The organism is uncultured Gimesia sp., assembly GCF_963976445.1.
Classification (GTDB): Bacteria; Planctomycetota; Planctomycetia; order Planctomycetales; family Planctomycetaceae; genus Gimesia.
Map to the genome: position 1 here is coordinate 282558 of NZ_CAXBKP010000002.1, position 20978 is coordinate 303535.

General features: G+C 47.2%; 17 protein-coding genes. 8 read left to right on the plus strand and 9 right to left on the minus strand.

What is annotated here, in order from left to right; translation table 11 throughout:
• Positions 1 to 3: 3 nt before the first annotated feature.
• From AAC022_RS03665 to AAC022_RS03685, 5 genes are all read right to left on the minus strand, one after another.
• Positions 4 to 1065 carry a hypothetical protein gene (locus tag AAC022_RS03665; RefSeq protein ID WP_339728087.1) on the minus strand — a complete coding sequence of 354 codons (1062 nt, stop codon included), beginning with the start codon at positions 1063 to 1065 and terminating at the stop codon, positions 4 to 6.
• A 248-nt stretch (positions 1066 to 1313) separates the two neighbouring features.
• On the minus strand, positions 1314 to 3050 hold the full coding sequence (locus AAC022_RS03670) for a hypothetical protein (RefSeq protein WP_339728088.1): 1737 nt from the start codon (positions 3048 to 3050) through the stop codon (positions 1314 to 1316).
• Between the two features lie 192 nt (positions 3051 to 3242).
• A complete protein-coding gene (locus AAC022_RS03675) occupies positions 3243 to 5003 on the minus strand; it encodes a hypothetical protein (protein WP_339728090.1) in 1761 nt (586 codons plus the stop codon).
• Positions 5004 to 5242: 239 nt separating this feature from the next.
• Complete coding sequence (locus AAC022_RS03680; RefSeq protein WP_339728092.1) at positions 5243 to 6202, minus strand: trypsin-like peptidase domain-containing protein; 960 nt, start codon at positions 6200 to 6202, stop codon at positions 5243 to 5245.
• 70 nt (positions 6203 to 6272) lie between these two features.
• Entirely contained in the window at positions 6273 to 7376 is a 1104-nt protein-coding gene (locus AAC022_RS03685) for a hypothetical protein (protein ID WP_339728094.1), read from the minus strand.
• A gap of 568 nt (positions 7377 to 7944) precedes the next feature.
• Here AAC022_RS03685 and AAC022_RS03690 point away from each other — a divergent pair.
• A complete protein-coding gene (locus AAC022_RS03690; RefSeq protein ID WP_339728097.1) occupies positions 7945 to 8415 on the plus strand; it encodes a hypothetical protein in 471 nt (156 codons plus the stop codon).
• A 524-nt stretch (positions 8416 to 8939) separates the two neighbouring features.
• Here the strand turns inward: AAC022_RS03690 and AAC022_RS03695 are convergent.
• The gene (locus AAC022_RS03695; protein ID WP_339728100.1) at positions 8940 to 10919 is read right to left on the minus strand and encodes a sodium:solute symporter family protein; all 1980 of its coding nucleotides are present in this window, start codon (positions 10917 to 10919) and stop codon (positions 8940 to 8942) included.
• A 159-nt stretch (positions 10920 to 11078) separates the two neighbouring features.
• On the opposite strand from AAC022_RS03695, the gene murD reads away from it, so the two are divergent.
• Positions 11079 to 12494 carry a UDP-N-acetylmuramoyl-L-alanine--D-glutamate ligase gene (gene murD, locus AAC022_RS03700; RefSeq protein WP_339728102.1) on the plus strand — a complete coding sequence of 472 codons (1416 nt, stop codon included), beginning with the start codon at positions 11079 to 11081 and terminating at the stop codon, positions 12492 to 12494.
• Positions 12495 to 12497: 3 nt separating this feature from the next.
• Here murD and epmB read toward each other — a convergent pair whose 3' ends face one another.
• The gene (gene epmB / locus AAC022_RS03705) at positions 12498 to 13505 is read right to left on the minus strand and encodes an EF-P beta-lysylation protein EpmB (RefSeq protein ID WP_339728104.1); all 1008 of its coding nucleotides are present in this window, start codon (positions 13503 to 13505) and stop codon (positions 12498 to 12500) included.
• Positions 13506 to 13745: 240 nt separating this feature from the next.
• On the opposite strand from epmB, the gene efp reads away from it, so the two are divergent.
• The 3 genes from efp (at position 13746) to miaB (ending at position 16437) form a co-directional block, all read left to right on the plus strand.
• Entirely contained in the window at positions 13746 to 14318 is a 573-nt protein-coding gene (gene efp / locus AAC022_RS03710; RefSeq protein ID WP_339728105.1) for an elongation factor P, read from the plus strand.
• Positions 14319 to 14580: 262 nt separating this feature from the next.
• Complete coding sequence (locus AAC022_RS03715; protein WP_339728107.1) at positions 14581 to 14799, plus strand: hypothetical protein; 219 nt, start codon at positions 14581 to 14583, stop codon at positions 14797 to 14799.
• Positions 14800 to 14895: 96 nt separating this feature from the next.
• A complete protein-coding gene (gene miaB, locus AAC022_RS03720) occupies positions 14896 to 16437 on the plus strand; it encodes a tRNA (N6-isopentenyl adenosine(37)-C2)-methylthiotransferase MiaB (protein ID WP_339728109.1) in 1542 nt (513 codons plus the stop codon).
• A 24-nt stretch (positions 16438 to 16461) separates the two neighbouring features.
• Here the strand turns inward: miaB and AAC022_RS03725 are convergent, their stop codons facing one another.
• Complete coding sequence (locus AAC022_RS03725) at positions 16462 to 17382, minus strand: TIGR01777 family oxidoreductase (RefSeq protein ID WP_339728112.1); 921 nt, start codon at positions 17380 to 17382, stop codon at positions 16462 to 16464.
• Between the two features lie 113 nt (positions 17383 to 17495).
• Between AAC022_RS03725 and AAC022_RS03730 the strand changes: the two genes are divergently transcribed.
• Positions 17496 to 18188 carry a phospholipase D-like domain-containing protein gene (locus AAC022_RS03730; RefSeq protein WP_339728114.1) on the plus strand — a complete coding sequence of 231 codons (693 nt, stop codon included), beginning with the start codon at positions 17496 to 17498 and terminating at the stop codon, positions 18186 to 18188.
• A gap of 62 nt (positions 18189 to 18250) precedes the next feature.
• Positions 18251 to 19633 carry a sulfatase-like hydrolase/transferase gene (locus AAC022_RS03735; RefSeq protein WP_339728116.1) on the plus strand — a complete coding sequence of 461 codons (1383 nt, stop codon included), beginning with the start codon at positions 18251 to 18253 and terminating at the stop codon, positions 19631 to 19633.
• Between the two features lie 12 nt (positions 19634 to 19645).
• On the opposite strand, the gene AAC022_RS03740 is transcribed toward AAC022_RS03735, so the two are convergent.
• Positions 19646 to 20053, minus strand: a complete 408-nt coding sequence (locus AAC022_RS03740) for a leucine-rich repeat domain-containing protein (protein WP_339728119.1) — start codon at positions 20051 to 20053, stop codon at positions 19646 to 19648.
• A 288-nt stretch (positions 20054 to 20341) separates the two neighbouring features.
• Here AAC022_RS03740 and AAC022_RS03745 point away from each other — a divergent pair, with 288 nt between their 5' ends.
• A complete protein-coding gene (locus AAC022_RS03745; protein WP_339728121.1) occupies positions 20342 to 20878 on the plus strand; it encodes a peptide chain release factor-like protein in 537 nt (178 codons plus the stop codon).
• Positions 20879 to 20978 lie beyond the last annotated feature (100 nt).

Below are 20978 nucleotides of genomic sequence, written 5' to 3' on the forward strand. Positions count from 1 at the left end.
GTTTTACTCCGACGCTTTTTTTCCTTTACTCTCCGTTTTCTGATTCTCTTTTTGCGGCTCAGCTCCGATGCGAACCGGGTTGATTCTGCCACGTCTTTGTTGTCCGACGACTTCCTCTAATTCGAGATATCCATTTCGATTTCGATCCAGTCTGTCGAAGACGCGATCAATTTGATTTAACTCGTATTTGCTCAATTTTCCATCATTATCAAGATCTATTGTTTGAAAGAAACTGGAACCGGGACGCCGCCTTGCTGGCTCACCCGGCTGTTTTTTCTGTTGGTCACGCATTTCTGGACGTTTCATCTCTTTGTCGTTTTCACGGTCGGGGCGACGTCGGTCAGGACGAAACGCAGCGAACTCTTTCTTGAATTCTTCCTTGGTCAGTTCTGCATCCTCGCCTTTTCCAGATTTCTCCAAAAGACGCCGTACAATTGGTTTTCCTCGTTCGGGAGATTCTTCCAGAGTGAGTTTCCCATCCTTATTGGTATCCAATCGATCGAAAAATCGCTCTGCACCCGCTTGCATGTCTCCAGGTTTCCGCGGGCGATTTCCGGGGGGCTTGCCCCCTTCTCTGTTTCCTTTGAATCGGTTTCCGAACTTTTCAAATTCTTCCAGGGAAATTTCATCTGTATTTAATCGTTGAAACAGCGGTTCCATACGCGCACGCATCGGTTCCGGAAGTTCCTCTTTGGAAATTTTCTTGTCACCATTTCGATCCAGGCGACTCCAAAACTTTTTCATATCACGCGGTCCCCGATTGCGGTTTCCCCTGGGGGCATCGCCTGCGGGAAACTTCTGATCTTCTTTTTTCAGGCCCGCTTCAAATTCAGCCTTGGTCAGTTTGCCGTCTTTATTCTGATCTCCCTGGCGAATGAGATGATCGAAAAAACGTGATTTCTCGTCCGGCACTTCTTCAGCAGTCACGATTCCATCTGAGTTTTTGTCAAGTTGCTGAAAGATGTTCTGCGATGACGACTCATCTTTTTCCGGCGCTGCAGCGAGATGATTGACAGAAACGCCAAGTAGAGTCAACAAAGTAATACATTGAAAAGTGCGCTTCATGACAGTCTCTTTCGTGGGAATGCTGAGATAGAAAAATACCAGAGATTCTACATCGAAGCCCTGCCCTGCCTGGACTTAAGTGTCCCCAAGCGTTCGGCTTTGTCAGGAATATCTTAATTGAGGCTGGAATGGCTCTCATCAACCCGTATCCGGGTTAATAAATTAAACACGCTTCACTTCGAATAGTTTTGGTTAATTTCTTAAAAAACGAACTGAATTCTCTTTATCTGGTTCTAGCGAGAGGCGAACTAATCAAATGAATTATTCATAATCATTCGGACCGAGAAAAAGCCACGGTCATCGGGAACTGTATAGCCAGCGGTAATCGGGAGGTATTTGATCGCACCGTCTAAACTCTGGATTTGGGATAACAGCCCTGCATCGATTTCGCCTGAATATTTGTTATCTTGGAGCAATTTTGTGAACGCCAGAAACGGAGCATCTAATCTTTGATATGAAATGATTGATGTCTTTGTCGGGAACGTCTTTGAGATTTTCTTGAAAACAGGATCATCCACTAATGAGCCTGCCTGACGATCTTTCCTGATGATCATTTCAAGCTCTTTTACATTGGTAGATGCAATGAATGTATTATCGATAATGCAGTAAGCGGCAGGGAGAAAACTATCGGGGTATTCATACAAGGTGGTCCCCTGAAATTCTCGTATTGCGATTTTGGACTCACTCCTGTCCGACAACGCGAGAATCGTTTTGTTGAATGTGTCTGGATTCTTCAGTCCTAGTACTAGCGTATATCTTCCAAAGAATTGCTCCACGGATTCTAAGTCCTGATGCTCCGTGATAATCTGAATTCTGCCGGTGAGATGATCGAGAAGATCCTTTTTGAGATGAATTTTGGGAGAGTCGTCTTGCTTCGAATAATCATCGATCGCTTTGGCCAGAGCGCCGGGACTCACACGGAAGCCGTCGTGAAGTGATTCCGCTGCTTGATAGGCATCCTCAATCGACCAGTTGATCGAGTAATAGCTGACGCATTGATTCGAAACCCACCAAGGCGGTTGTTGCGAAATTGCGGGGCAGTGAAAGACATCGATCAAACCGAATCCGGGCAGTTTCACGTAGGTGAAGGTTTTGGAGACAAATTCATAATCTTTGGTAAAGAAGTAGGCTGAACCGCCCGTTGCTTTTAAATTGGTGATTCCGAGTGACGGCAATACTCCCTGAGCCATGCCGGCTATGGGTTCGAATTGTGCATAAATTTTTAACGTCGATTGAATTGCATTGATCGGGTTCAGATACCAGTGCATGGCGGCAGACGCATCTTCCTGTTCGCATTTTTTGAGGATATACTGAAATTCATTATTGTCAGCCAGAGAGTCTGAGCGGCGTCCTTCCCAGTCTGACAAGACTGCTTCCAGTAGCTTGCTGTCGTTTGAGATCACCAGAGAGTTGTCTTTGAGAAAATACGCCACTTCCCTGGCCAGAGGGACGGTATCCGACTCTGATTTTGTTGCCTCAAAAGAATAAGTTTTGAAGATCGTGCCGTTAACGCGTTTGATGGAACGAACGGCCCCTGCTTTATTCAGGTGGTCGGCAGCGAGCGATAACAGTTTTTTCAGAACCTCACTGCTCTCGCCTTCACCGTACTCCATCGTTGCGACAGTACCAATGCGGTCTTCAGCGGTTTTGAAAACCGCAAGCGAAACTTCTCCGCTGGGAACTTCCAGGATGGTGGAGAGAGGATATCCGGTTTCTTTCTTGATCTCCCGGGATGCCTTCTCAAAGCTTGTTGTGATTTCCTCTTTGAATTCCGACAGTGCGGGCTCTTCCAGTATCTGCAAGACAGATCGGTTAGTCCATTGTTTTATCGCCGTTTTCACATTCGGGACGGTAAAATAAAGACAGGTGTCTGAGGGAATGCGTTGGGCCATCTGGCCGCTGGCTTGGGCAGGGCTGCTTTGAATACCGAGCAGAAAGCAGGCTTGCGTTAAACAAAAAACACTCAACAACAATTGTTTTTGCATCGGAGGCGACTCGCATTTTAGAGATGAATCTGGACTGCGCTTTTAGTATTCATTCGAATATAGATCAATTTTCAAAGCATGGCCAGCTTTTCCGTTTTTCCTAAATCAGATTTTGCAAGATTTGTCGTACAGACGAAAAAACCCGGTGAGCGAACTCACCGGGTTAAGTAGCTTAAAGACGCGATTCAAAAATCATTTGTTTTCTGATTTTTTAACGCCAAAGGTCGAAGTGAAGAACCCTTGATCATCGGGAACCGTGTATCCGCCTGAAATGGGAAGATACTTTTGAATCACATCGAAAGAGGGTAACTTCGATAAATCAAGACCTTGCAGATCTACCCCGGTTTCATTTTTTCTCAATAATTCATAGACAGCATGAACTTGTGCGTCTGCATTTTGGTAAGTGATGATCGACGTTTTTTCAGGAAAGTTTTCTGAAATCCGTTTGTAACTTTCACTATTTACCAGCGAACTGACACCACGGTCTTTGCGTAGTACGTTTTCGATTTGCTTGACATCATTGGCAATGAAAAGCTGGTTTTCTGCAATACAGAACGCGGCATCGGTGGGCGAGCTCAGGATTGCTCCCGGGAGTTCGTACAGCGTGATGCCTTGGAACTCGCGTGTCTGGCCGGGGAAGTCATCTCGGGCAGTTAGCGATGCTATCACTTTCTGAAATGCGTCAGAATTTTTGAGTCCGAATGCAACGGTAAACTGGCCAGACATTTTCGTCAGGTCCAATTGTTCGCCTTCAATCAGTTCGGTTGCGACCTGAATCCGGCCACTCATATTATCGACAATATCTTTTTTGAAGTGAATTTTGGGACCTTCGGGTTTGTCAGCCATTTGATCGATGAGCGCTGACAATGCTCCAGGGCGTCCTTGGAAACCATCAAACAAGGTCTCAATCGAATCATAAGCACCGCCGATGCTCCAGTTGATTGAGTAATAGGTTGAAACTTTATCCGAAACCCAGACTGGTGGTTGCTGAGCGACTGCCGGGCATTTGAACATGTCGATAATTCCGGAAGTCGGCATTTCGACATAGGTGAACGTTTTCGAAATCGAATCGTAATCTTTCGTAGCAATATATGTTGATCCACCGACTGCTTTCAGATTGGTAATGCCTAAAGCGGGGAGAAATCCCTGAACCATACCAACTTGAGGATTGATGCGGCTGGCAACTCCGAGGATTGACTGAAGCACCCCGATAGGATTCATGTACCACTGCATGACGGCAGGAGCTGTTGGATCGGCACATTTCGTTTGAATGTACTGATATTCTTTTTTACCAGCTAATGTGTTTTGCCCCTGACCATCCCATTTCGCTAAAACCGATTCCAAAATTTTGTCATCGTTTGAAGTCACAAAGGTTTTGTCTTTGAGGAAGTAAGCAAATTTCTTTGCCAGAGGAACTTTGACTGGCGCTTGATCGTCGTCTTCTGATTCAAAAGAATAAACGACGATTTTGGTTCCATCAACGCTACGGATTGAGCGCTGTGCCCCTTCTTTATCAAATGCGTCAGCCGCTTTTGACAGAATTTTTTCCAGGACTTCACCGCTTTCGCCGTATTCCATCAGACCCAGACCACCAAATTTTCCTTCATCACTTTTGATAAAGGCAAAGCAGACTTCGCCACTGGGAATGCTGAGGATATTACTGAGGCTCAAGTCTGTTTCTGATTCAAACTTCTCGGAGAATTTTTCGATCAGTTTGATCAGGTCTTTCTTGAAATCCGCAAATGCAGGATCGTGCGTCATCTGGCCCATGGAGCAGCGGCTCCAGTTATCGCCCAATGTTTCTACATCGGGAATAGAAAAGTAGAGCAATGAATCAGCGGGAATACGCTGGGCAGCCGTGACTCGGTCTTGCGCAAAGCTGTCCTGAACTGTCGTTAGCAGGAACATCGCCTGCATGAGCATCAAAGTAAAAAACAAAAGTGGCTTTCTCATTGGAGCCTTCATTCTTTCTCTTTTAGTAAGGGGATTTAAAAGATCGTCCGCTTGCTTGGACTAAATGTCCTTGTCCAGGCAGTAGAGCGCGACGATGATAAATACTGTTTATTTGTAGCAATTCTGTTTTTTCTGACAACCCCAACTTGCCCTGCTTCCTGGGCAGATACAAAAAATTGGCAGAGGAATCTCACAAGGAAGTACCAGCAAAAACAAACGCCGGTTGCAAAAAACTTCGCTTACTTTTCAGAATCAGCCGATTTTCTGCGTGGTGCATCAAAATAGCGATAACCTGTATTGGGGCTGGTCTTATCGAATGCAAAGGCATCACGATTGTCCAGAAAATGTTTGACATAGGTAATCGGAATCGCAAAGCCTAAGCCTTCTCCGAGAATCAATTTCATGTTGGTCACGCCGATGACTTCCCCGCGCGAATTGAATAAGGGGCCGCCACTGTTTCCCGGATTGATTTGAGTCGTGGTCTGGATATAGACAATTCCCTGCATATTGCGATTGCGGGTACTGACAATGCCGCGTGAAACGGACCGTTCCAGCCCCAGCGGATTTCCAATGGCAAAGACTTCCTCACCTTCGCGTTGTTGATCATTCTCCGCCAGATAGACGGTACGAAACGGGACATCCTTCTGTCGAGGAATCCGCAGCAATGCCAAATCAAAAAACGGGTTTAACGCCACAATTTCGACATCTTTGATCTGTCGGCGTTGAAACTCGCCATTCGCGGCACGATGAAAAATGGTCACGGCGATCCGTGTTTCTTTCTCTACAACATGGTAGTTCGTGACGCAGTATCCGCGATCATTGATGATAAAGCCGGAGCCAAGTCCGCTGGGGGTCTGGACCAGAGTGACCGCTTCCCCATAGATTCGAGCCAGTTCCTTGATACTTTTTAGCGGAAGTTCGGCAACGGAATAGATTTTGTCTTTGTTTTTTGTGATCGTTTTTTTGCCATCAGGAAGTGTTTCGGATTTGGTCCGTGAGCGAATCTGCTCTACGGGAATCCGCAGGACTTCGATGCCGATATCGACCAATAAGTGCTTGCTGCTTTCCTTGAGAACATCTCCCTGGATTTTATGTCCGCTGACCAGTTCAATCCAATCTGCCCGGACAAAATCACCCGTTCCCAGAATCATGATCAACAAGCAGACTCTCATCCCTGCGTGGCACCAATTGTGTCTCATTCCTTCGATTTCCTCTCTGTGACTTGCTTGCTGATTTTTAAGATTTTGGCGTGCGCTGCAACGACAGGAATTATTCTTTATATTCGCTATGGCATTGGGTGCAGGCTTTATAGACGCGTGTCAGACTTTCATCAAACTGGGGGAAATTGTCACCCTTTGCAGCCTCGACCATTTTGAGGCTGGCGTCTGACATCGGGTTGGCGTGATTTAAAAATCCTTTATCATCGACATAACCATATCCCTCTGTCGTAATGATTTTCGAGATGGCGGCTAAAAGATGCGCTTCTTCAATCACTTTTTCTTTTTCCGATTTCAACGCGTCTGCGTTTCCGACATTTGATTTCAACCATTTGGAAGCAATGTCGGCTCGCTTCATCAGATCTCCCATCGAAGCGACCTCGGACAGAGGTTTCTTCTCATCTGCAGCTGCAATTCCAGCAGGCAGGCTTCCATTCATGATCACAATGATCTGTTCATAAGGAACCTGAATCTCACGAAACGATTTGGCACCGCGTTTCAAAGGTGCTGCTGAAATTCCGGCAGCCAGATCACGAAGATGCTTGGCATTCTTTTTCCAGCCCACGTCTTCCGGGTGTTCAGTGACAATGCCTGCCAGCGCAGCCAAGGTTGATGTGAACATGGGAATTTCCAAGTAGCTGTTATTGTAGGTTCCAACCGACTGCATGTTTTTGGTCAGTCGATTGCGAATATCCTTCACTTGGGATTCCAGTACCGGCATCGGCATGATGGTTTTCCAGTCAATCCCACCTGAGGTCGGTGTACCGGAAGCAGCCGCTGGTTTCATCTCACCTGCTGGTGCGGGGGTTGTGGGAGTGGCTGCGACCGTATTTCCTGGTAACGAGACGGGGGCGACTGCCTGATTATTTCCCGCCACTGCTAAGGGGTTATCGAACCAGACGTCGTAAGGGATGCCGTCAATCGTTTTACGGCTATCTTTCTTCTCGTCACTTTTGGCGGGCTGTGTTGGTGCCGTCTGGGCGACGGAAGTCGCAGGAGCTTGTGCGGGAGTCGCCGTTGGTTGAGGCTGAGGCGTTGCCGGTGGTGTACCACCACCGCAGCCCGTGAAGAGCAACAAAATAGACAGGCAAGTATAAGACAACGCTGCTGATCGCAAGATTGGTTTCTGTCTCAACCGGTTTTCCGGCTCGTTCATGGATATCTCCCTCAAGTCCTTGAAATTAAACCGATTAGATTATGTGTGATCTCTGCCGCTGATGCAACTCCAGCTTACCTCATTTGTTTAAATCCTATTTTCGGGTCTCAAGCGACGCTCGATAGACCAGGAGAGCCTTAATTCTCACAACCCACGTGTCGAGAATGACGTATTTGCTTTGGTGATGCTGCAATTCCCTGTCGCAAAAGGCTTTGGATAGCGATGGTGTAAAAATATACCGATCGGGTAGGCCAGGACTGTTTGCCGGTTTGCGTAAAAAAAGTGTGAATCGCTCTTGTCAGCTCAAAGTTCACTTATTATCTCTGATCATAATCAGACTCGTAACTGGTACCGGTTTTTCATCACCTTACTCGAAAAATCCAGCCCCCTGTTTCAGAGGGTGTATAATTTGGTGGTGGACAACCGAGAAAAAATCCCGACTATTCAATTGCCTGAATATTAACATTCTGGAGAATGGCCAGGCACGTCGTCAGGGAGAGACATTATTGATTTTTATCAATCGCTACCTTCATGGAGTTCACCATGGTAGCAAAAGGAGTATTCAGAGATGAACAAGATTGTTTGTTACACATTGGGCATAATTGCCCTTACTGTTACGGCAGCTCAGGCACAAGGTCCTGCATTTGATTTAGGACAGGGTGTTTATTTAAGCCAAACGACTGCAGCGCCCCCTGCGTCTGCATTTGCTCCTGAGCCAATGCCAGAGATGATGCCTCAACCGTATAAGCATCATGTTGCTTCCAACGCGATTCCGCTATTCGACTGTGTTAAATACAAGCGGCCTCGCAACATTGCCCCCTGCTCGAATCCGAAGTTGGTCACGATTGTTGATCCTTGTGCTCCCAAACGCGGTTGTTGTGAGCCTGGGTGTGTTGCTGTAGAAATTTGTGCTCCAGGTTGTGCCTGTGAGTGTGTTCGCTGCAGTAAAGATGGCCGTCGCAAAATATTTGATTATGGTAAATACAGTGTGGTGGTTGAATCTCACCGTGGTAAAGTCACTGTGACTTATCGCAGTTAATCACGAGTTAAGCAGCTTCATCACAATTTTAAACAGCCGGTAGCACTTTTGTTTCCGGCTGTTTTTTTATGCGCGACCTGAAACGATTGACGGTTGATTTGAGTAGTACGTGCTCAGCATGTGTGAAAATCGTTACCTTTTTTGAACGACACTTGATCTACCTCTGATGGCCTCTGATCATGCGATGATCTTCCCTGAACCACCTGCGAACGTAATCGATAGAGGTGCTGTTTCAATAGGATTTATAACCGATTACTCGCATGGATTATTCCAAAACGGTCTTGAAATCAGCGATATTTCGATCGTCTGGCATTTCTCAAACTGAATAGAAACGATTCATTCTGTTCAGGAATTTCCGACTGATTGACTGCTCTCTCACGCGCGCGATGCATGTGCGCCATTTATAGGGTTCTTCTTGAGGGAGTCAAGAGGGGGCCCATCCCCTGAAAAATAGGGTGTTTCAGACGCATCCATTACGAAAACGGAGCCTTATATTTGTCAACAGAGAACAGAAGCCCCTTCCCTTACACGACTGCCGCGAGATATTTCGTCAGCCAGATAATCGCACCGACGGCACACCAGGCCAGGATAAAGCCGCTGAGATCCTGAAATGTTGGCTTGGGAATTTCGATATCCTTCCAATTAGGAAAGAGTCTCTTTCCGACCGGTTCCGGGTTTTCCGGTAGCGTACAAGGTGAGTTGATGACTTCATTCAACCTCACCGGAGTATGCATTAAATTGTAGAAATGGTCGAGTTTTTCCTGTGCTTGTCGAGGCGTGATGAAGCTGGCGATGATCCCACTGCCAATCGCCAGACTCATGAAGGAAAACATTTGCCAGACGTCCCACATTTTGACCGAAGTCCCATCGACCTTAAACATAAATTCGGGAAGTATTCCTGATTGATGTAACGAGTCGGGATAGAAGGCGACCGTAATCCAGGTCAGAATTCCGATTACAGTGGAAGCCCAGACGGAAACGACATTCCAACGTCTCCAGACAATCCCGAACCAGAGGCTGATTCCGATACAGGCGGGTGTTTTCACAATCACTTTCAAAGCCGCAATAATATCAGTGAAAGTGGTCTGCAAGATGAGCGCAAGGATCACAATCACAAGCCCTGCGATACGCCCGACCCAGAGGTAATGACGTTGAGAACGGTTTTTCACCAGACTCTTTTTATAGATGTTTTCGGTAAACAGACCACTGGAAATAATCATCTGGGCGTCACTGGTACTCATGACAGCTGCCAACAATGAAGCCAGCAGCAAACCGATCAATCCCGGTGCGATGCGGGGAAGAATATCATGTGCCGCCATTCCGAAGAGTTGGTCGGCAAAATTACGATCGGTTGTCTCGATTTTCGCTTTCTCGACCGCAGGTAATTCATGGAATTCGGGACTGGCTCGCATGATCAACGATTGGTAAATCGCCTGATCTGCTGGATCGGGAGAGGTCTTCAGGGGGCTGTTGTCACCCATATACCAGACGATGCAAGCCAAGCCGGTAAAGGTCCAGGCGACCGTACAAAATCGCTTGAGAAAGTTACCTACGGTGAACCCAAAACGGCCTTCATATTCGGTTTTTCCTGCTCCGCAGACCCCCATAATATGCGGCTGGATCACAATTCCTGCCAGTGCAGTCACCGAAAGCATGAAAACATAAAACGGGGTAATCGGTTCGCTGCCTAGCGTGGCGGCGATTTCAGGACTGGCAATCAGATCGAGCATGCCCGGCTTGAGTTCTGACTGGGGATGAAGTTTGCCAAAGCCCCCGATCTCATAAAAGACAAACGGTAACAGTAAAAACGAGAAAATGATCGTCAGAATGCCCTGAATAAAGTCGGTAATAATCGCTGCGCCGAGCCCCCCTGCCATTCCATAAATGACGAACATGACCGTCACCGCCAGGATGGCGTATTCATAGCCCTGCAGTCGGCGTTCTGTAATTTGAAACGATTTCTCTTTCGCATTCCATTCGGCGGCGGGGACCATAATATTGGCCTGAATCGCCATCCGGTCGAGTTCATTTCCCGTCAAAGCGTCGACCATTTTCCCGGTGCCAAACAAACCGCCAGCGATAAACGTGATCGAGATTGCAATCCCATAGAAAGAATACAGGACTGCGGTAGGGCCGTTAAATCGGGTTTCAAAGAAATCAGCGGTGGTCAGAGCGCGCATACGCCTCATGATCGGTGCGACGATCCAGTAAAAGGGAGTCGCCCAGAGCCAGAGAAATTGCCACCAGATTCCTGCCAGACCTGCGCGCCAAGTTCCTGCCACCACGCTGATAGCCTGTTCGCTACTTGTGCCTGACCCAAAGGCAAAGAACATCATGAAGACTTTACCGAACCGGCGGCCCCCCATGAAGAAGTCAGTCATATCTTTTACTTTTGTGACTGACCAAAGACCAATCCCGAGAATGACGACAAAGTACAAAGCCAGTACAATCCAGTCGGCGGTGTGGAGCCCTAGCCAGGCATTCTTCTCAGCAGCAAGTATCATTGGCTGAACCTCTGAATGAGGGATGATTAATAAATTTTGTTCCGAAATCAGACTACCGAGGAACTGCCAAATATGCAAACCTACTGATGCAAGAACACTCTGAAGTGTACCTGAATCAAATCATTCATTCACCGACTCTAGAAAGAGTCTGATTACCCTATGTCTGTAAAGTCATTTTTGATCCAAGATCTTGATCTGAACCGAAGTCAAATTACCCTGCTAGGCTTAGGCCGATTCGGTGGAGGGATCGCCGCTGTCAAGTATCTTGCGGCTCAGGGGGCACAGATCACGGTAATCGATGCCAGGGATGAAGCGTCGCTTGCCGATTCCCTGCAGCAACTCAAACCGCTGTCTCAGATCAAATATCAACTGGGAATCGCACCGACCGAATTGCCGAAAACCGATTTGCTGGTCGTCAATCCTGCGATTCCCCCCAGACATCCTTTGCTGAAAGACGCAGAGAAGCAGCAGATTCCTGTGACCAGTGAAATGGAACTCTTCTGGCAATTGAATCCAGCACGAGTCATCGGCGTGACCGGGAGTAATGGAAAATCGACAACGACAGCGATGATTCATGCGATCATGAAAGCATCTGGTGCCCGATGCTGGTTGGGAGGCAATATCGGCATCAGCCTGTTACCGGTGGTCGATCAAATTCAACCTGAGGACTGGGTGATTCTGGAACTGAGCAGCTTCCAGCTGGATGCTCTAAATCGGATTCAGGCCAGCCCGCAGATTGGTGTGGTCACGAACTTTAGCCCCAATCATCTCGACTGGCATCAAACAGTAGAGCACTATCGAAATGCGAAGCAGAGTATCTTTCGCTGGCAGACGAAAAACGACTTTAGCATTATCAATGCCGATGAACAGGAACTGCAGGGTTGGTGTGCCACCGGTAAAGTGGTCCGGTTTGGATCTACCCACGACTCTCTATCTGATGTCCTGCTCAAGGGGGATGCTTTTGAATTGACGAAGCAGAACCACACGTTTGAGCCACACTTGACTGTTCCGGGCAGGCATAATCGCATGAATGCGGCAGCAGCGATTGCTGCTTGTGACTGTGCCGGCGTCGATCTCGCTACGATTCAAGAAGGGCTGAAAACTTTCAAGGGATTACCGCACCGATTACAATTCGTCGGGGAATATCGGGATCGCCGTTTTTATAATGATTCCCTTGCCACGACTCCAGAATCTGCGATTTGTGCTCTGGAAGCATTTGAGGAATGCCCCATCATTCTGCTGGCAGGAGGTTCAGACAAAAAAGTCGATTTGACAGAATTTGCCACTCAAATCCTGAGGCAGACGAAAGCGATCGCTTTAATGGGAGAGACGGGGCCGGTGCTTTCTGAGATGATGCAAGATTTGGGAGAGCGTTCCGGTATGAATACTTCGGCAGTAATTTCTCATCCGCAGACTTCGTTTGAAGCCGCTTTTGACTGGGCGTTTCAGCAATCGGCACCGGGTGATGTCATTTTATTATCACCGGGATGCGCCAGTTATGGTTGGTTTTCCAGCTTCGCCGAACGGGGGGATCGGTTTATCGATTTGTTTCACAGCCTGGCACAGAGAAGCTGAATCTCAACCTAATAAAGAGATCTTGTGAGATTCGCCCGCGATTTCACGGACATATTGTGGCACAGCGTAACCGGGCAGCCGCGTGCGCAACTCGCGAATGATGGCTCTCCCCTGCTCTTCCGGTACTTCGAAGTGCGCAGCGCCCGCAACGCGGTCCAGTTGATGCAAGTAGTAGGGAGTCACCCCCAGATTGATTAAGCGTTCCGAGAGACTGGCGAGTATGTCAGCACTGTCGTTGATATCTTTCAGCAGCACGGATTGATTGAGAACCGGAATCCCTGCGGAAAGAAGTTGTTTGAGTGCGGTTTCAACATCCTCTGCAATTTCGTTCGGGTGGTTGGCATGAATCACCATCCAGACGAGAGTCCCATTTTCTGCGAGCCGTTGAAACAGTTCCAGCAACCCGGAGTGGACTCGATCGGGAAGAACCACTGGCAAACGACTATGGATTCGTAACCGCTTCACATGCGGAATGTCCGCGATCCGCTCGCAGAGTTCCTTCAGTCGAAGATCGGTCAGTAAAAGCGGGTCTCCTCCACTCAGAATCACTTCCTGGATTGATGCGTCAGCGCAAAGCGCATCCCAGACCGGTTCCCACTCAGCCAGCGTGCGGGGTTCAGTGCTGTAAGGATAATGTCTACGAAAGCAGTAGCGGCAGTTGATTGCGCAGGCTCCACTTACCATCAAGAGTGCGCGGCCCTGATATTTGTGTAAAATCCCTGGAGTGGGACGTACTTGCAGATCACCGACGGCGTCATCGGAAAACCCCTGAACGGTCTGGTTTTCGAGATCAATTGGCAGGACCTGTTTGAGAAGCGGGTCTCCTGGATTGCCAGGTTCGATGCGATCCAGATAGCTCAAAGGAACCATCAGTGGAAACGATTGAACAGTGTTTTGAGCCGGAGTCAGCAGGGATTCAGGGAGTTTTAGCCGGGAAATCAGTAGTCTTGGGTCACGGATGGCCTGTGCGAGCGACTTTTGCCAGGTGGATTCTGAAATCGTTGAGGTCATAAAAGACAATTTTCCAAATAATTCAGTAGAGAAAGCCACGCGTGGTCTTTATGTATGCGGGAAACAGTGAGCTTCTTCTTACGCGAAAAGGCATCCCTCAGACGATAAGGCGGCAGAAATTGATCGACATTTCCCCGCTCTCCGTTTGCAACCGGATTAAGATATGTTATTCTCTCGGGCTTGGAAACAAAACACAAAGATATTTTTTTACAACACTTTTATTGTCAGAGAAATTTAGCGATGCCACAAATCAGTACAGGCGATTTTCGCAAGGGTGTTAAAGTGATCCTCGATGGTGATCCTTATGAAATGATCGAAATCAATTTCGTCAAACCAGGCAAAGGCCAAGCCTTATATAAGACTAAATTGCGAAATTTGCTCAAAGGAACCATTCTCGACCGTACTTATAAAAGTGGTGGTGAGAGCCTGGAACAAGCTGATATCCGTAAAGGTGATGGACAGTATCTCTATAAAGATGCGAACGGACTGCACTTTATGGACAATGAAACGTTTGAACAATACTCCATTGACGAATCAGTCTGTGGAAATGCCGCGGAGTATCTTCTGGATGGGGCGATTTGCAGCCTGTTATTCTGGAATGACCAACTGATTGGAATGGATCCGCCACAGCAGGTGATTGTCGAAGTGACCTACACGGAACCAGCGGCTAAAGGGAACACGGCAACCAATGTGACGAAACCAGCCACGATTGAAACGGGGGCTACGGTCAATGTACCTGCTTTCATCAATGTTGGTGAAAAAATCAAAGTCGACACGGCGTCCGGGTCTTATGTAGAACGAATTCGCGACTAGATCGATAGGGGCTGGTGAGTTTATTTGGTAGAAAAAGCTCCTCGAACTCGCAAATCAGCATAGAAATGCCTGTTTTTTGTGATTCTTTTGTGTGGGTTTCATGAAACTGGCTTAACTGATATTGATATATTAACAGGTGTTGCCAAAAATACTTATTCAAGCCTCGTATCAGCTTGTGAGCGACGGGTTTAAGGGAGTTGTTAACTGTAGGTCGCAACCAAAATCACAATTAGTGCCACCATGGATCTCAAGGAGGATTGACATGGATGTCTGGAATCTGGTCTTGTATGTTGTCGCATCACTTTTGGCGTTGAAGTCTCTGGCTTCATTGATGACACATCACAAGAAAGTCGTCATCCAGCAACTGGCCATTGAGTATACGCAGGAAATATCCCAAGAGGGGAAGATAGCGTCCGGTAGTGATTTGTTAAACGCGGAAGCAGACCCTGCTTCTGTGGATCAGAATGCATCAGCAGCTTAGACTCTGCTATGACAGGCCCTTGAATATTCGTAGATCTGGTGGGAAAGTATCCCGCTTGAGCTGCGTTTTTCTTTTTTTGAGTAGTTGAATCAGTTCATGTCCCAGATTGATCAAACCAGTAACATCGATTCAGAGCAGCTTCCTGTCGCTTCGACTGAAGTCCTGCCCGATGTCGTGACAGACCATAACCACAAGCTCTACATCGAAACCGTAGGCTGCCAGATGAATATGCTGGACAGCGAACTGGTGGTGGCCGACCTGCGTAAACGTGGGTATGAACTCACAAAGGATGTGAAAGAGGCAGAGACCATTCTGTTCAATACCTGCAGTGTCCGAGAACATGCAGAGCATAAAATCTATAGCTCTTTAGGTCGACTGCGATATGGGGCCCGTAAGAACCCGAAGAAAGTCATCGGTGTCATGGGCTGTATGGCGCAGAAAGATCAAAAACTGATTTTTCAAAAAGCGCCTCAGGTCGATTTTGTCGTCGGTACAGGCCAACTGGCTCAAGTTTCGGAACTAATTAATAAAGCACGAGTTCATCACAGCAAAAGCGAACGGAGCCGTGAACTGGCGGTTGGTTTAGGCCGCAAAGATGGAAAGCTTGCTGAGATCACCAACAGTTTCCAAAGTTATGATCCCCTGCGTGATCCGGAAATGCGTCCTTCACCTTATCAGGCGTTTGTGCGGATCATGATCGGCTGTGATAAGTTTTGTTCTTACTGTGTGGTTCCTTCAACACGAGGTCCAGAGCAGAGCCGTTCCCCCCGCGAAATTCTCTCCGAAGTGAAAGTACTCGCTGACCAGGGGGTTAAAGAAGTCACGTTATTGGGACAAACCGTCAATAGCTATAAGCATACGCAGGACGGCAAGCTGTTTCGGCTCTCCGATTTGCTGTATCTGATTAACGATGTTGAGGGGATTTCACGCATCAAATTCGTCACGAGTTATCCTAAAGATATGACGAATGATCTTCTGGAAGCGATTCGGGATCTCCCTAAAGCAACGCGTTATCTACATGTTCCCTTACAGCATGGCTGCAACGACGTTTTAAAAATCATGAAGCGTGGTTATACCGTCGAAGATTACCGGGACATGATGCAGCGGGTGAATGAAATTCTGCCTGGCTGTTCGGTTTCCAGCGATTTCATTGTTGGTCATCCGGGAGAAACGGAAGAAGCGCATCAGAAAAGTCTGGAGTCAATTCGCGAGTTTCGCTTTAAGAACAGCTTTATTTTTAAATATAGTGAGCGGCCGGGTACCAAAGCAGCAGAGCGTTATCAGGATGATATCCCGGACGAAATCAAAAAGCGTCGCAACAATGAAATGTTGAAGGTGCAGAACGAAGTCAGTGAAGAAGATAACGCAGAATTCATTGGCAAGGAAGTGGAAGTTCTTGTTGAAGGACGCAGTAAATCGGCGCTGAAAGCGAATGAAGACGTCGATGGCTCTCTAGCCGAACAGCTGATGGGACGCTCGAACTGTGATCGCATCGTTGTCTTTGATGGCAATCCGCGTTTAGCAGGTTCTCTGGCACGTGTGGAAATCTTTGATGTGACGCCGACCACTATGATCGGTTCGATTATCACGAAAGAGCATCAACATAACCCGGGCTCATCACTCCCTATCTTGCAGTAATCTTTTGCAAACCTCTGTGACTGCTTATCTGGAGTGAGACTCGTTTGATAAAATACTGCGCAGGGCGTCTTCCAGTTTTGCATATTGGAATTCAAATCCAGCAGACCGCAGTCGTTCCGGGGTGACGCGAGCGCTACTCAGCATCAGCTCCTGTCCCATTTCGCCGAATAGTGTTTTTATTCCAAAAGCGGGAACCGGTAAGCATGTCGGACGCGATAAAACTTTGCCTAATGTCTTTGTGAATTTCAGATTCGTCACTTCGTCTGGCGCAACAAAATTGACGGGGCCCTGTACTCCTTCATTTTGCAGACAGAATAAAATCGCATTGATTACATCGGGTAAGGCGATCCAACTCCAGTACTGTGAGCCAGAACCAATTTTACCGCCTGCCCCCAGTTTGAACGGCGTCAGCATTTTCGAAAGCGCCCCTGCTGATTTGTCGAGAATCATTCCAAACCGCATATTCACGACGCGAATTCCGGCCTTCACTGCCGGCTGAGTGGCCTGCTCCCACGCTTCACAAACATTGGCCAGGAACCCCAGCCCTCTGGGACTATTTTCATCAACTCGGACGGATCCCCGATCTCCGTAATAGCCAATTGCAGAAGCACACAAAAAAGTGGCGGGTGGATTATCAAGAGAGGCCAACGTATTTGCCAGCAGGCGGGTCGATTGCACGCGACTATTGTAAATCGTTTTTTTGACTTCCGGGGACCAGCGTTTATTTGCGATGTTCGTACCTCCCAGATGAATCACAGCGTCGATTCCTGAAAAAAGATCCGCAGAGAGACGATCCTCGGAAGGCTGCCAGATCACAGATGGGCCAAGACCATCCGAAGCGGAATTCCGGACTAGACGCACAATTTCAAAAGCAGAATCGGAATTCAACCTCTGACATAACTGAGAACCGACTAGTCCAGAGCTACCTGAGATCATTAGTTTCATACGAGAGTCTTTTCCAGCAAGAGAATTCACGCTACCATGAAAGGTACGACATTACATTCTAGATACCAATGCGATAAATTCCTAATGCAATCTGACAGGATCAAGGCCAAATAATGGACCGTTCACAAATTCAGAATATGTTACTGCAAACATTTGAAGATTATCAGATGACGCGCAGCGAACGCGCTGCATTAAACCAGATCTTTTCTCATATCACTCTCACAAATCATAATCTGGCTCTGGTCCGAAAAGAAGCATTTGAGATTTTCCGGGAACATAAACCAGCACACCTTCCTGATGAGAAGAGTCTAAGTTGGCTGGAAGATGTGATGAAAATTCTAGCCAATACAAAGAGTCGGGAGCCGGATTTAAAATCGGAAGCGTTATTCAGTCCCCGCGATGACTGTTCGCATCGCATTTGTCGATTGATTGATTCTGCCCGAAAACAAATTGATATCTGTGTGTTCACAATCACAGACGATCGAGTGACACGAACCATTCAAGACGCCCATAAACGGAAAGTCAAAGTCCGAATTATCTCAGACAATGATAAATCGTATGATCTGGGTTCAGATATCGAACAGCTTTCACGGTCTGGCATTCCAGTTCGGATTGATAAAACAGAATATCATATGCATCATAAATTTGCGTTGTTTGATTCCGAATTCATATTAACCGGCAGTTATAACTGGACCCGCAGTGCCTCCAAAAATAATTCCGAAAACCTGATTATCACGAATGACCCTGCTCTATTGATACGTTTTGCATCTGAGTTTGAAAAACTCTGGGACGAATTTGAAGAGTAATTCTGGATTAATATCAGAGAGCCTGAAAACAAAGAATCATCTAAACGAAAGAAATCGAATCGATGCCCGTAATCAATATGCTCAATAAAATATTATTCTTGCTTCCAATATTGCTCTGCAATGTTTTGTCGCTTCATGCCGCAGAAAAATCAGCCAGGCCCAATGTACTTGTGGTTTTGGTGGACGATTTAGGTTACGGTGATCTGAGTAGCTACGGTGCCTCAGATTTAAAATCGCCTCACATCGACCAGCTCATTGGCCGTGGGATGAAGTTCACGAACTTTTATGCAAACTGTCCGGTATGCTCACCGACCAGAGCCGCTTTATTAACCGGGAAATACCAGGACCTTGTCGGCGTTCCGGGAGTCATCAGAACGAACCCCGAGAACAGTTGGGGGTACTTGTTGCCAACGGCAATTACATTAGCCGATGTATTTCAGCAATCAGGCTATACCACCGGAATCGTTGGAAAATGGCATCTGGGGCTGGAGTCGCCTAACACTCCGAACGAACGCGGGTTTGATTATTTTCATGGATTTCTAGGCGACATGATGGATGATTATTACAAGCACCGCAGGCACAACGTGAATTATATGCGGTTCAATCAGAAAACGATTGATCCCGAGGGACATGCCACAGATCTGTTTACAGACTGGGCCTGTGAGTTTTTGCAGCAACAAACATCGAGCACAAAACCATTCTTTTTATATCTCGCTTACAATGCGCCCCATACCCCGATACAGCCACCGGAAGAGTGGGTTGAAAAAGTAGTACAACGCGAACCCGGCATTGACCCGAAGCGGGCAAAGCTAGTTGCGTTAATCGAACATCTAGACGCCGGAATCGGTAAGGTGATTCAGACACTCGATCGGACTGGCCTGAGTGACAACACAATAATTGTATTCAGCTCTGATAATGGCGGACAATTAAGCGTGGGGGCGAACAACGGAAATCTCCGTGATGGCAAACAGAGCGTTTACGAAGGCGGTTTGAAAGTCCCAACAGGAATTGTCTGGAAAAATCGGATTGCCCCCCAATCCCAGAGCGATTTCACGGCAATGAGTATGGACCTGTTTCCGACTGTTTGCGAAGCGGCTGGAATTACAATTCCGGCTGATTTGGATGCCGTCAGCTTTTTGCCCACTCTCAAAGGTAAGACGCAAGCCCCGTTACGACAGAACTGGTTCTTTCGAAGACGAGAAGGAGGAATACGGTACGGGGGGAAAACTATTGAGGCAGTCCGCAGTGGTGACTGGAAATTACTGCAGAACAGTCCCTTCGCGCCATTGGAGCTTTACAACTTGAAAGCAGATCCACTGGAGAAGAATAATCTTGCTGACAAAAATCGAAAGAAATTCAACCAGATGTCTGCATTACTAAGGGCTGAGATCCAGCGCTATGGAACAGTTCCCTGGCAGAAACCGATCTCAAGTACATCTGAATGAGATTTACAATGCCTACTTATAAATCACACAGCCGCGCAGATTTGATTTGAGATCTTCAATCGTCTGAGGCTTTACGGCGGTTCCGTAGAGAAAGATCTTTCGTAATTGGGGAAATCGTGTCAACTTGCTGACTTCTTCATCACTGACACGAGTATAGGCAATTTCCAGGGACTTTAGTTTGGGTAGACCAGAAATACTTGCCAGGCCTTTGTCAGTCAGACTGGTTCCATGGAGGTTCAGAGATTCCAGATAGGGTAAATTGACTAGCTTTTTCATGTCGAGGTTTTTGATTTTGGCGTCTGTTAAATCGATTTCACGAACGGCAAAATTACCTTCGGGTATTTTAGCCGTTGTGTTGATCGGAAGGTCACTGTGGACGGGAATGACTTTCCCCCCTGCCTGAAGAACGTATTCTGTCACTTCTCTGCTGTTCGGATCATGAGTCTTTCTACAGCCACTAACGAGGAGGCAGATCATGATGAAGCACATTCCAGAAAAGAGTCTGTTGGCTAACGGAGTTAGGGTGATGTTCAGCATGTCACTTCCAGATTCTTGAGGAGCCATTTATTCTGGCTGGATACTTCTAGCGAAAGGCAATCGAGATGCTCTATAATAGCAGATCGTCCCAGTATCATAATCGGAATTTTCAGATCTGTGAAGCACGCTGAAACACATCCTGGCTTCTTTTACAAAGTAGAGTGATTCGTAATGACATCGGCTGATTCTGTCAAACCACTCTCAGGAAAGGTCCACCCTGCTTGCCTTGACCCGGAGTTGTTGCTCAAAGATTGTAAAATCCAACATGTCAGACGATCGGGGCCTGGAGGACAGCATCGTAACAAAGTGGAAACAGGAGTTGTCATCAAGCATCTTCCGACAAATATCATCGGTGAAGCTTCTGAAACACGGCAGCAGGCTCGAAATCGTCAGGTTGCGTTATTCCGATTACGGGTCAATCTGGCAATTGAGTATCGCATGCTGGATCATTCAGACATCCCCTCTACTCTCTGGCAACACCGACTTACTAACGGGACTCTCAAAGTAAATCCGGAGCATGATGATTTCCCGGCATTGCTAGCAGAGTCGCTCGACTCGATTACCCATTTTCAATTTGATGTGAAGGCAGCAAGCCAGTTTCTGGGATGCTCTTCATCTCAATTGGTTAAGTTTTGTAAGAAGGAGTCACGCGCCTTTAGCTGGTTAAATCAAAGGCGGCAGGATACTGGTCTTCACCTGTTAAAATAAGTGTGGGATTTCGCGTTCCGTTTGACTGAGTATCAGCATTAATACCAGTTTTTCAGCATTATTCGCCATAGATCTTTCCCCGCTGGCTGATAAAATAAGA